Source organism: Pseudomonas sp. 37 R 15, from assembly GCF_900004865.1.
GTDB classification, from domain to species: domain Bacteria; phylum Pseudomonadota; class Gammaproteobacteria; order Pseudomonadales; family Pseudomonadaceae; genus Aquipseudomonas; species Aquipseudomonas fluorescens_AM.
Genome location: NZ_CVTV01000046.1, coordinates 25,395 through 37,674 on the forward strand (window position 1 = coordinate 25,395; position 12,280 = coordinate 37,674).

Sequence of the window (12,280 nt, forward strand, 5' to 3'; positions counted from 1 at the left end):
TTTTTCTTAAGGGTGAGTGCAGGCGCATCAGCCCCTCAGAAGTGCTGAGGGTCAGATATTACTCTGCGTAAACTTTTCGTAATACAGCTGGACGCCATCAAGTGCCTGATCCGCCAGCCATTGTTGGATCGATTCGACCATCGGCGGGGGACCACAGACATACATGTCCACCGATCTGTCACGCAAGTGGGCCAGGTCGAAATGCTCGGTGAGGTAGCCGCGCTTGCCCGTCCATTGCGCTGAGGCGTCGCTGAGGACTTCGGTGTAGCGAAAATCGGCGATCTTCGCCGCGTAGCTGCGGATGCGCGCCGCTTCGCACAAGTCTTCTGCACCGCGCACGCCGTAGTAGAGGTGCACAGGGTGGTCGCAGCCGCCAGCTGCCAACTGATCGAGCATGCCCAGCAGTGCCGACAACCCGGTACCGCCGGCGACCAGCACCAGCGGTTGGCTGACGTGCCGCAGGTAGAACGCCCCCAGCGGCGCCTCCATCACGACCTCGTCACCCACCTGGCAGCGCTCGCGCACGTAGTTGCTCATCACCCCGTCGGGCAGCAGGCGCACCAGAAACTGCAACTGATTGCCTGGCAGGTTGGCGAAGGAATAGGAACGCCAGCTGTCAGTGCCGGGGACCGATAACCGCGCATATTGGCCGGGCAGAAAATCCAGCGGTGCGTCCATTTTAAGCTGCAGGATTGCCGTACTGGCCGACACCAACCGTAGCTCGCTCACCGTACCGCGCACCTGCACCGGCCCCGGCGCGTTGCACAGGCTTGAATCGAAGTCGAAGTAGAAGGTCGCATCGGACTTCACCCGCGTCTGGCAACTGAGCATTTTGCGCTGTTGCAGGTCGAGGCTCGACAGCGCTTCTTCGTCGACATAGTCCTGGGTGTAAGCGCCGGATTCGCAACGCCCCTGACAGGTACCGCACACGCCTTCGCGACAGTCCAGCGGGATCTTGATGCCATTGCGCAGGGCGGCATCCAGCAGGATTTCATGGGCGCCCACCGGGAAGAACAGGGTCTTGCCGTCGGCAAAACTGAAGGCCACTTTGTGGTTCATTCACATGACTCCGTGGATAGGTATGAACCTTGTAGGAGCGAGCTTGCTCGCGAAGAACGTCAACGATGACGCCATCCAGCCTGGATGCACGCGGTGTACTTGAGTTTTTCGCGAGCACGCTCGCTCCTACAGGGCGATGCGCCACCGTTACAGGTGGTAGAAGTCCAGCACCGAGTTGATGGTGTCGTTGAGCAGCAGCGCGTGCTTGCGGGTGATCAACCAGCTGTCGCCATCCGGCTTGAGACGGTAGGTCGCGTGCCCATAAAACTGCTCGGACGTCGCCAGCCGATAGAACAATGTGTGCCAGTTCAGCTTCACCGCCAGCGTGCCGTCGGCCTGTTCGGCGACGCGCACGTTATTGATCAAGTGCAGCGTGCGCGGCATCGGCGTGGCCGAGGCCGCCTTGCCGGTGCGCAGGCGGAATACGCGGTCCTCCAGCCCCGAGCGGTTGGCGTAATAGATCAACGACATTTCGCGCTTGGGGTCCTGGGTGTAGACATGTTCCGAGTCCCATTGCGGCAGGTGGAACTCGCTCTGCGGGTCGAATAACTGCACATAGGCATCCCAGTCCTGGGCGTCGCACAGTTCGGATTTACGGTAGAAGAATTGCTCGATCCGGTACTGCAATTGCGCATTCATCACTTCACCTCCCGCAGTTGCAGCGCCTGCCGGTCCAGGCCCTTGAGCAAAAACTGCTGCCAGTTGCGGTGTTGGTTGACGTAAAGGCCTTCGTGGGTGAATTCGGTGCCGGTCATGGCGGGCTGAATGCCGATGGCTTCGCTGTTCGGTGTCGGCCCGGTCTCCCAGCGATGGCTGCCGCGTGAGATATCGCTCCAGCGCTCCAGGCGGCCCTGGAAGCCGCGCTGGGCCTCGCGAAACTCCACCAGGTCATCCGGCGTGCCCATGCCTGAGACATTAAAGAAATCTTCGAACTGGCGAATACGGTTTTCGCGGTCGGCGTCGGACTCGTTCTTCACCCCCAGGCACTGGCTGATGATCTCGGTCTTGTTCCATGCCAGCGGGCGAATGATGCGCAGTTGGGAACTGATCTGGTCGAGAAAGAACAGGCTCGGGTAGATATTCAGGTTGCGCAGGCGGTGCATCATCCATTCGGCTTTCTGCTGGCCGTGTTCTGCCACCAGGCGCGGCATGATGGTGGCGTAGCCGGAGCGCACGCTGGGGTTGGGCATGTCGCTGAACAACAGGCTGTGGCCGTTGTTGAAGGCAAACCAGCCGTCATCGGTGTTGGCGTCGCCGGCGCCGAGCTTGCTGTAGTCCAGGGTAGTGCCGGCACTTGCGCCATTTTCGCTATTGACCTGCTGGCGATGCTGCACCGTGGCCACGTAGTTGTAGTGCACGGTGCTGACGTGATAACCGTCCAGGCCGTTTTCGTTTTGCAGTTTCCAGTTGCCGTCGTAGGTGTAGGCGGACTTGCCCGGCAGCACCTCCAGCTCGCCGGTTGCCGACTGCGCCACCATCATGTCGAAGAACACTTTGGCGTCGCCCAGGAAGTCCTCCAGGCTGTCGGTGCCGTTCACGTCGAGGCTGATAAACACAAAGCCCTTGTAGCTGTCGATGCGCGCCTTTTTCAGACCCCGCGTGGCTTTGTCGAAACCTTCCGGGTATTCCCCCGGCGCCTTGACCTTCACCAGCCGGCCATCGCTTTTGTAACACCAGGCATGGAACGGGCAGGTGAACGTGGATTGGTTGCCCTTGCCCACGCGGGTGAGGGTGGTGCCGCGATGCTGGCAGGCATTGATCAGCGCGTTGAGCCGGCCTTCGCCGTCGCGGGTGATGATCATCGGCTGGCGCCCGGCGCGCATCGTCACGAAGTCGTGGTGATTGGCCAATTCGCTTTCGTGACAGGCGTAGATCCAATTCTTCTCGAAGATCAGTTCCATCTCCAGGTCGAACAGTTCGGGTTCGGTGAACATGTCGCGGGCGATGCGGAACACTTCATCCGCCGGGCGAAAGTCCAGGCAACTGTCGATAAAGGTTTTCCACTGTTCGACGTTTCTTGCACCACTCATGGGAGGCACCTTTTTGATGGGGGCTGATCGGTGATGCATTAGAGGCAGTGGGGCAGGGCGTGGGCTATCCGCTTAATGGGGGAAGGCAGGCCGGATAATTGGGCAGCAAATACCCAACCCGGTGCGGGGCGGTGACGGGATGCGCTACTGTCTTGCAGGGCATCGGGCGAAAACCCCGGCTGCTTATCCACTTAGTCGGCGATTGCTATCCACCCGGTAGCCATTTCGCCGGCATGGCGCATTACTTGCTGTCCAACCCTAACGACGCGCCGTCAGAGCGCGCAAACGCCTAACCGCCGTGGGTGCACCTGATGAGCAGCCAAACGATTCAACGCTTCGACCTGGAAGGCGCACGTAGCTGGATGTCCGGCATCTGCGGGCCCCATCGCCTGGTCACCGCCACACCCGAACGCCTGCGTTTTCACCACAGTGCCAATAGCTTCAAGTCCCGCGCGACCACCCTGGGAGTGATCGAATACGGCACGGACGTGACCATCGACATCGAAGATGCCGAGCACTTCAGCAGTTACAGCCTGAGCCTGCCCCTGGTGGGCGAGCAGGAGCTGAGCAAGAACGGAGAACGGCTGCGCTCCAATCGCGAGCAGGGCGTCATCATCTCGCCCAACGAGCATCAGGTGCTGGCGATTTCCGGCGACTGCCGCAAGTTGCAGGTAGTGATTACCCGCGCAGCAATGAGTGAGTCACTGGAAGGTTTACTGCAGCGCCCCATCGAGGCGCCGTTGCGCTTTGAGTCGGTGATGGACGCGGTGGACGGCGCTTCGGCGTCGTGGTGGCGCATGGCGCGTTACTTCATTGCCGAACTGGAGCACGGCAGTGAGTTGTACGAGCAGGCCGCGTTTACCCGTGACCTGGAAAGCTCGTTGATCAAGGGGCTGATCCTGGCTCAGCCGAACAATTACTCCGAAGAACTGCGCGATGTACTGGGCGTGAAACTGCCCCACTATTTGATCCGTGCACGCCAGTACATCCACGAAAACGCCCGCGAAGCCGTGCACCTGGAAGACCTGGAAGCGGCCGCAGGGGTGTCGCGGTTCAAACTGTTCGATGCCTTTCGCAAATATTTTGCACTGTCGCCGATGGCCTATCTGAAGAAGTACCGGCTGAGCGCCGTGCGCCAGGAAATGCTTGAGCATGGCGCCCCGCGGACCATCTCCGAGATCGCCCTGGGCTGGGGCTTTACTCACTTGGGGCGGTTTTCGGCGGAGTATCGCAAGTCATTTGATGAGACGCCGAGCCAGACCTTACAGCGCAAGCGCCTGCGCAGTCTTTGAATCCATGGCGATTAAAATGTGGGGGGGGCTTGTTCCCGATAGCGGTGTGTCAGTCAATGAATAAGTTGCCTGATCCACAGCTATCGGGAGCAAGCCCCCTCCCACAAGGGAGTTGCAGTGTTTAAGAGCATTCAGATCAGTTCTTCAACCAGTTGCAGGCAATGAATCAGCCCCGGCGACTGATCATTCACCCGCCGGCTGAGAATGATCGGCGAGGTCGCGGTGGCTTCCACCACCGGCGCGTAACCGATATCCGCCCGATGCAGCACCTGCACCGACGCCGGCACCAGTGTCACGCCCATGCCTGCGCCCACCAGGCCCAGGGCGGTCTGCAATTCGTTGGTCCACTGCGCGACTTTGAGGCTCAAGCCGTGGGCGTCGAACAAGGCGATGACATGGTCGGCATAACTGGGGCGTGGATTGCCCGGATACAGCACAAAGGGCTCGGCGGCCAACTGCGCAAGGCTGGCGGGTGCGCCCAGCAACGGGTGACCGCTGGGCAACACCGCTACCAGGCGGTCTTGCACCAGTACGCGCTGGACGATGGCCGGGTCGTCGATGGGAATTCGCCCGAAACCCACATCAATGCGCCCGGCCTTGAGGGCTTCGACCTGCTGCAAGGTGGTCATCTCCGACAACCCCAGCTCCAACTCCAGCGCCTCATGGGTGCGCAGTCGCCGAATCAGTTCCGGCAGCACGCCGTACAAGGTCGACGGCGCAAAGCCGATGCCCAGCCAGGTCTTCTGGCCCAGGCCGATGCGCCGGGTGTTGTCGCAGACCTTGCCCAACTGCTCGAGCAGCCCATTGGCGTGCTCATAGAAAAATCGCCCGGCCTCGGTCAGCCGCAGCGGTCGACCGCGCTCGAGCAGCACCACGCCCAATTCGTCTTCCAGTTGTTGAATCTGCCGGCTCAACGGCGGCTGGGCGATGTGCAGGCGTTCGGCAGCGCGGGTGAAGTTGAGGGTTTGGCCCAGAACCTGGAAATAGCGCAGGTGACGCAGTTCCATGTTGCCTCCTTTAATACCTTCAAGGTATCGAACCAGACCAATTCTATATTGGAACCCACCAGCCACGCAGCACAGAATCGACGCAAACCTATAAAGAACCCAACGGGTATTGCCATGATTTGCCCCATCGAGTCGATCGAGACCATCATCGTCGACCTTCCCACCATTCGCCCGCACACGCTGGCGATGCATACGATGCAACACCAGACCCTGGTGATCATCCGCCTGCGTTGCGCCGATGGCATCGAAGGCCTCGGTGAATCCACCACCATCGGTGGCCTGAGTTACGGCAACGAAAGCCCCGAGAGCATCAAAGTCAACATCGACCGGCACTTCGCACCGCTGCTGATCGGCCAGGACGCAAGCAATATCAACGCCGCCATGGTGCGCCTGGAACGCTGCATCCGCGGCAATACGTTTGCCAAATCGGGTATCGAGAGCGCGTTGCTCGACGCCCTCGGCAAGCGCTTGAACCTGCCGGTCAGCGAACTGCTCGGCGGCCGTGTGCGCGATGCCTTGCCGGTGGCCTGGACCCTGGCCAGCGGCAATACCGCACAGGACATTGCCGAGGCCGAGAAGATGCTCGACCTGCGCCGCCATCGCCTTTTCAAACTGAAGATCGGCGCCGGTGAAGTCGACCGTGACCTGGCCCACGTGATCGCGATCAAGCGCGCGCTGGGTGATCGCGCCAGCGTGCGTGTCGATGTCAATCAGGCCTGGGACGAGGCCGTGGCCCTGCGCGCCTGCCGGGTGCTGGCGGACAACGGAATCGACCTGATCGAACAGCCGATCTCGCGCAACAATCGAGGCGGCATGGCGCGGCTGAACCTGTCGAGCCCGGCGCCGATCATGGCCGATGAATCGATTGAATGCGTCGAGGATGCCTTCAACCTGGCTCGCGAAGGCGCGGCCTCGGTGTTTGCCCTGAAAATCGCCAAGAACGGCGGCCCGCGTGCGGTGCTGCGGACGGCGGCGATTGCTCAAGCGGCGGGCATCGGCCTCTACGGCGGCACCATGCTCGAAGGCGGCATCGGCACCCTGGCTTCGGCACATGCCTTTGTCACGCTGAACACGCTGGCGTGGGGCACCGAACTGTTCGGTCCGTTGCTGCTCACCGAAGACATCCTCACCGAGCCGCCTGTGTACCGTGATTTCCACCTGCATGTCTCCACCGCACCGGGCCTGGGCCTGGCGATCGACGAAGAGCGCCTGGCGTTCCTGCGTCGTGACAAACACTAAGAGGCGCCTGCCATGTTGTTCCACGTAAAGATGACCGTGAACCTGCCGCTCGACATGCCCGCCGAGCGCGCCGCCAGTCTCAAGGCCGAAGAGAAGGCCCTGGCGCAGCGCCTGCAACAAGAGGGGAAATGGCGCCACCTGTGGCGCATTGCCGGGCACTACGCCAACTACAGCGTGTTCGATGTCGAGAGTGTGCAGGCGCTGCACGACCTGCTGATGCAACTGCCGTTGTTCCCCTATATGGCCATCGAAGTCAATGCGCTGTGTCGGCATCCGTCGTCGATCCACGCGGACGACCGCTGAGCCTGTTTTGCACCCAATAATTACAAGATGAGGATTGCACCATGTCCATCCGACTGTCCCAGACTGCTCACGCCCAGCAGTTTCTCGAAGAAGCCAGCGGTCACCGCAGTGAAGGCGGCAACCCGCGCACCAAGGCGCTGATCTATCGGATCCTGCGCGACACCGTGAATATCATCGAAGACCTGGACGTGACCCCGCAAGAGTTCTGGGCGGCGGTCAACTACCTCAACGAACTGGGGAAAAACCAGGAAGCCGGCTTGCTCGCCGCCGGGTTGGGCCTGGAGCATTATCTGGACCTGTTGATGGATGCCGCCGACATCGAGGCCGGCAAATCCGGTGGCACGCCGCGCACCATCGAAGGCCCGCTGTATGTGGCCGGTGCTCCGCTGTGCAAATACGAAGCGCGCCTGGATGATGGCAACGACGACGCCGTGCCGCTGTTCATGCGCGGGCAGGTGCGCGACACCCAGGGCAAACCGCTGGCGGGGGCGATTGTCGATGTGTGGCAGGCCAATACCGGCGGCACCTATTCGTGGTTTGACCCGACGCAATCGGAGTTCAACCTGCGCCGCCGCATCGAGACCGACGCCCAGGGCCACTATCGTTTTCGCAGCATCGTGCCGTCGGGCTACGGCTGCCCGCCGACCGGGCCGACCCAGCAGTTGCTCGATCAGTTGGGGCGCCACGGGCAGCGTCCGGCGCACATTCACTTCTTCATCTCGGCGCCCGGCCATCGGCACCTGACCACGCAGATCAACCTGTCGGATGATCCGTACCTGCACGATGATTTTGCCTATGCCACACGTGATGAGTTGATCGCCCAGATCCGCTTCAGTGACGATCCGCAGCTGGCACAGGAGTTCGGCGTGCAGGGGCGGTTTGCGCAGATTGATTTTGACTTTGAGTTGCAGGTGGCTGTTGCCCCCGCGGAGCAGCAGCGCATGCAGCGCGTACGCGCGCTCGAAGACTGAACACGGTTAAAAAATGTGTGAGGGGGCAAGCCCCCTCCCACATTGCACCGGTGTTGGATTTGGTTATTTGCGCACCACCAGATCCAGCACCTCATCCCGATCCTTGATTTTCTGCAGCACAATCTCCGAACGTATATCCATGACCCCCGCCGTGCGGTTGAGTTGGTTCACGATAAAGTCCGAAAAATGCTTGAGGTTGCGCGCCTGTACCCGCAGCACATAGTTGCTGGCGCCGGTGACCACATAGGCACTGGCCACCTCCGGCCAACCCTGCACTTTCTCGATGAATGTCTCATGCCAGTCTTGCACATCCTGGCGCAAGGACAGGTGCACGATGGCCTCAAGCTCAATGCCCAACTGCTCGGCATTGAGCACCGCCCGATAGCCGCTGATGACGCCTTCGCTTTCCAGCAGGCGCAAACGGCGCAGGCACGCCGAGGGCGACAGAGCGACTTTTTCCGCCAGTTCCTGGTTGCTGATACGGCCATCCTGTTGCAGGAAATGCAGGAGGCGCAGGTCGGTGGCGTCAAGAATCATGGGTTGAATAAATCCGCGTGTTTGGGAGTTAAATTCGAATTTCCTACAGCTTAAATAGCGCTTCACCTACCACTTTGCACGAAAATTCTCTAAAGCTTCGTTCATTATTTGCTCCATCTTCTCTTATAAAAACCAGGACAGACCATGACCACCCTAAGCCATTGCCAAGCCCTCGACGCCCAGGACCCGCTGGCGCCTTTGCGCGCTCAGTTCGCCCTGCCTGAGGGCGTCATCTACCTTGACGGCAACTCCCTCGGCGCGCGTCCGGTGGCCTCGCTGGCGCGGGCGCAACAGGTGATCGCCCAAGAGTGGGGCAACGGCCTGATTCGCAGCTGGAACAGCGCCGGTTGGGCGGACCTGTCCCTGCGCCTGGGCAATCGCCTGGCACCGCTGATCGGCGCAGGCGAGGGCGAAGTGGCGGTTACCGACACCACGTCCATCAACCTGTTCAAGGTGCTCAGCGCCGCGCTGAGCGTACAGCGCGAGCGTGTACCGGCGCGCAAAGTGATCGTCAGCGAAGCGAGCAATTTTCCCACCGACCTGTACATCGCCGAGGGCCTCGCCGAGCTGCTGCAACAGGGTTACACCCTGCGCTTGGTCAACAGCCCGGACGAACTGCCCCGCGCCATCGACCAGGATGTGGCGGTGGTGATGCTCACCCATGTCAACTACAAGACCGGCTATATGTATGACATGCACGCACTCACCGCCTTGAGCCATGAGTGCGGCGCGTTGAGCCTCTGGGACCTGGCGCATTCGGCCGGTGCGGTGCCCATCGACCTGCACGCGGCCGGGGCCGATTATGCGATTGGCTGCACCTACAAATACCTCAATGGCGGCCCGGGCTCCCAGGCGTTCGTGTGGGTCAGCCCGGCGTTGGTGGACCTGGTGCGCCAGCCGCTGTCGGGCTGGTTCGGGCATACCCGTCAATTTGCGATGGAATCGAACTACGCGCCGAGCGCCGGCATCGCCCGCTACCTGTGCGGCACCCAGCCGATCACCTCGCTGGCCATGGTGGAATGCGGGCTGGAGATATTTGAACAGACGGATATGGCCAGCCTGCGCGCTAAATCCCTGGCGTTGACCGATCTGTTTATCGAGCGGGTCGAAGCACGCTGCGCCGTCCATGGCTTGAAGCTGATCACCCCCCGTGAACACGCCAGGCGCGGCAGTCATGTGAGTTTCGAACACCCTGAAGGGTATGCGGTGATCCAGGCGCTGATCGCCCGGGGCGTGATCGGTGACTACCGTGAGCCGCGCATCATGCGATTCGGTTTTACCCCGCTGTACACCAGCTTCACCGACGTCTGGGACGCGGTGGAAATCCTCGGTGACATTCTCGACAACACCACCTGGGACCAGCCGCAATTCAAGGTGCGTAACAGCGTGACCTGATAGCACCACAAAACCAATGTGGGAGGGGGCTTGCCCCCGATAGCAGGGTGTCAGTGTTTTATCTGTTACTGATACACCGCCATCGGGGGCAAGCCCCCTCCCACAGGGGATCTGTGACAACAGCAGCAATCACAATAATAAAGGGGCACGCCACGTGACCACGCCAGACAACGGCTTTGCAGAAATCACCCACCGCGAACTGGGCCTCAAACGCCAGCTCACTTCCGCGCAAATGAGCATGATCGCCATCGGCGGCGCCATTGGTACCGGGCTGTTCATGGGCAGCGCCTACGCGATTGGCTATGCCGGGCCCAGTGTGTTGCTCAGCTACGCCATCGGTGCGTTGATTACGCTGATATTGATGGGGTGCCTGGCAGAGATGACGGTGGCCCATTCCACCTCCGGCTCTTTTGGCGCCTATGCCGAGTTTTACATCGGCCCGCTGGCCGGTTTCCTGGTGCGTTATGCCTACTGGGCGGCGATCGTGCTGGCAGTCGGGGCCGAGGTGACGGCGGTGGCGATGTACATGAAGTACTGGTTCGCCAACGTGCCGGAATGGATATGGATCGTGTCGTTCTCCAGCGTGTTGATCCTGCTCAATGCGATCAGCGTGAAGACGTTTGGCAACTTCGAATACGGGTTCTCCACCCTCAAGATCAGCGCGATTGTCGGCTTCATCATCCTGGCGGTGTACGTGGTGTTCGGCTCGGGCAACCCGGAGTATGGCGTGCAGAACTACACCGCTCATGAGGGGTTTTTTCCCCATGGGGTGAGCGGTATGTGGATCGCGGTGATCGTGTCGATCTTCAGCTACTTGAGTGTGGAGATGATCGCAGTGGCTGCCGGTGAAGCAGCCGATCCGGAGCGGGCAGTGAAGAAAGCCTTTCGCGCGACCATTGTGCGCCTGGTGGTCTTCTACCTGCTGACCCTGGCATTGATGCTCGCCATCGTGCCGTGGAACCAGGCGGGTCAGGCCCAGAGCCCGTTCGTCACGGTGATGCAGACCATCGGTATTCCCGGCGCCACCGGGGTGATGAATTTCGTGATTCTGATCGCGGCGCTGTCGGCGATGAACAGCCAGCTCTACATCACCACGCGCATGATGTTCAGCCTGTCCCGCGCAGGTTTTGCGCCCAGGTCCATGGGCGCGTTGAGCAACAGCGGCATCCCGCTCAATGCTTTGCTGCTGTCCAGCTCCGGTATCGCATTGGCGACCCTGCTCAACGTGGTGTACCCGGAAAGTTCGTTCACGCTGATGATGGCGATCTCGATGTTCGGGGCGATTTTCACCTGGTTCATGATCTTCCTCACGCACCTGTTTTTCCGGCGCTACCGCAAGCGTCATGGCGGGCCGAAGCTGTCCTTCGAGCTGCGCCTGTTTCCGTACAGCACCTTGCTGGGGCTGGTGCTGATGGGCGCGGTGATGATCACCACGTATTTCACTGACGCGTTCAAGATGACCCTGGTGTTTGGCGTGCCGTTCCTGCTGATCCTGAGCGCGGTGTATTACGGGTTTTTCCGCAAGGGCAGGGCCAAGGCATCGAACAAGGCCCTGGCATAACCCGGCAGGTGTTCGAACGAGCGCGCGCAGAGCAACAGTTGGCGACAGGCCCAGTCCTCCTTGAGGGGCCGGGCCTTGATGCGACCTTCCTGCGGCCTGCGGTCCAGGGCGGCCTGGGGCACGATGCCCAGGCCCGCGCCACGGGCGACCATGCGGATCACCCCATCGAAACCCTCGGCGCGGATGCGCGTTTGCAGGCGATAGCCTGCGTGCAAGGCCTGTTCCTCCAGGTACACCGCCAGCGCGCTATTGGCTGGCAGACCTACGTAGTCGTATTGCAGGCTGTCGATGAAATTCGCGGTTTTCAACGGATGGTCGAGGGGCATGATCAGCACCAACGGATCGTCGCGAAATGCCAGTTTCTGCAAGCCGTGGGTATCCACTGCATCGGAGATAATTCCCAGGTCGGCTGTGCCTTGGCGCAAGGCCTGGATAATGCGCAGGCTGGGCAACTCCTGCAGGTCGATATCGAGGTTGGGATGTTCGCGCAGAAAGTCGGCCAGCAGCTCCGGCAAATATTCGCTCAGCGCGGTGGTATTGCACAGCAGGCGCACCTGGCCTTTGACGCCCTTGGCGTATTCCGCCAGGTCTTGTTGCAGATGCTCGGCCTGTTGCAGCAGCAGGCGGGCGTGTCGGCCCAGGGCTTTGCCGGCAGGTGTCGGAGCGACGCCACGGCGGCCACGCTCCAGGAGTTCGATGCCCATCGAGGCCTCCATCGCCCGAATGCGCGCACTGGCGGCGGCCAGGGATAAATGGCTGCGGGCGGCGCCGGCGGTGATGTTGCCGGTGTCGAGGATGTGCAGGTAGAGGCGCAGGTCGATCAGGTCAAAGTGCATGGCTCAAGATTTCCTCAGCCTCATCCAAAACAAGAGGCTGCCTCAGTATA

General features: G+C 61.0%; 12 protein-coding genes. 6 read left to right on the forward strand and 6 right to left on the reverse strand.

The features are described 5' to 3' along the window. Positions 1 to 51: 51 nt before the first annotated feature. From antC to antA, 3 genes are all read right to left on the reverse strand, one after another. Positions 52 to 1,059: an anthranilate 1,2-dioxygenase electron transfer component AntC gene (antC, locus tag BFQ04_RS12920; protein WP_065951161.1), complete on the reverse strand. Its 1,008-nt coding sequence runs from the start codon at positions 1,057 to 1,059 to the stop codon at positions 52 to 54. A gap of 147 nt (positions 1,060 to 1,206) precedes the next feature. Beyond that, positions 1,207 to 1,698 (reverse strand): anthranilate 1,2-dioxygenase small subunit, encoded by a 492-nt coding sequence (antB, locus tag BFQ04_RS12925; RefSeq protein ID WP_065951162.1) that lies wholly within the window; start codon positions 1,696 to 1,698, stop codon positions 1,207 to 1,209. Continuing rightward, complete coding sequence (gene antA / locus BFQ04_RS12930) at positions 1,698 to 3,089, reverse strand: anthranilate 1,2-dioxygenase large subunit (RefSeq protein ID WP_065951163.1); 1,392 nt, start codon at positions 3,087 to 3,089, stop codon at positions 1,698 to 1,700. The genes antB and antA overlap by 1 nt, the downstream gene beginning before the upstream one ends. Before the next feature lie 311 nt (positions 3,090 to 3,400). Between antA and BFQ04_RS12935 the strand changes: the two genes are divergently transcribed. Beyond that, on the forward strand, positions 3,401 to 4,381 hold the full coding sequence (locus tag BFQ04_RS12935) for an AraC family transcriptional regulator (protein ID WP_065951164.1): 981 nt from the start codon (positions 3,401 to 3,403) through the stop codon (positions 4,379 to 4,381). Between the two features lie 131 nt (positions 4,382 to 4,512). Here BFQ04_RS12935 and BFQ04_RS12940 read toward each other — a convergent pair whose 3' ends face one another. Beyond that, positions 4,513 to 5,388: a LysR family transcriptional regulator gene (locus tag BFQ04_RS12940; RefSeq protein WP_065951165.1), complete on the reverse strand. Its 876-nt coding sequence runs from the start codon at positions 5,386 to 5,388 to the stop codon at positions 4,513 to 4,515. Between the two features lie 114 nt (positions 5,389 to 5,502). On the opposite strand from BFQ04_RS12940, the gene BFQ04_RS12945 reads away from it, so the two are divergent. From BFQ04_RS12945 to catA, 3 genes are read left to right on the forward strand one after another with little or no spacing between them, the layout of a single operon-like run. Then, complete coding sequence (locus BFQ04_RS12945; RefSeq protein ID WP_065951166.1) at positions 5,503 to 6,627, forward strand: muconate cycloisomerase family protein; 1,125 nt, start codon at positions 5,503 to 5,505, stop codon at positions 6,625 to 6,627. A gap of 12 nt (positions 6,628 to 6,639) precedes the next feature. Further along, complete coding sequence (gene catC / locus BFQ04_RS12950; protein ID WP_065951167.1) at positions 6,640 to 6,930, forward strand: muconolactone Delta-isomerase; 291 nt, start codon at positions 6,640 to 6,642, stop codon at positions 6,928 to 6,930. Positions 6,931 to 6,971: 41 nt separating this feature from the next. Then, on the forward strand, positions 6,972 to 7,901 hold the full coding sequence (gene catA / locus BFQ04_RS12955) for a catechol 1,2-dioxygenase (protein ID WP_065951168.1): 930 nt from the start codon (positions 6,972 to 6,974) through the stop codon (positions 7,899 to 7,901). A 63-nt stretch (positions 7,902 to 7,964) separates the two neighbouring features. Here catA and BFQ04_RS12960 read toward each other — a convergent pair whose 3' ends face one another. Next, positions 7,965 to 8,438: an Lrp/AsnC family transcriptional regulator gene (locus tag BFQ04_RS12960; RefSeq protein ID WP_065951169.1), complete on the reverse strand. Its 474-nt coding sequence runs from the start codon at positions 8,436 to 8,438 to the stop codon at positions 7,965 to 7,967. Positions 8,439 to 8,582: 144 nt separating this feature from the next. Between BFQ04_RS12960 and kynU the strand changes: the two genes are divergently transcribed. Together kynU and BFQ04_RS12970 are read left to right on the forward strand one after the other, a co-directional pair. Beyond that, positions 8,583 to 9,833: a kynureninase gene (gene kynU, locus BFQ04_RS12965; RefSeq protein ID WP_065951170.1), complete on the forward strand. Its 1,251-nt coding sequence runs from the start codon at positions 8,583 to 8,585 to the stop codon at positions 9,831 to 9,833. Between the two features lie 154 nt (positions 9,834 to 9,987). Continuing rightward, a complete protein-coding gene (locus BFQ04_RS12970) occupies positions 9,988 to 11,394 on the forward strand; it encodes an amino acid permease (protein WP_065951171.1) in 1,407 nt (468 codons plus the stop codon). On the opposite strand, the gene BFQ04_RS12975 is transcribed toward BFQ04_RS12970, so the two are convergent. Then, positions 11,340 to 12,230, reverse strand: coding sequence for a LysR substrate-binding domain-containing protein (locus BFQ04_RS12975; RefSeq protein WP_065951172.1), 891 nt, complete (start codon positions 12,228 to 12,230; stop codon positions 11,340 to 11,342). The genes BFQ04_RS12970 and BFQ04_RS12975 overlap by 55 nt on opposite strands. Positions 12,231 to 12,280 lie beyond the last annotated feature (50 nt).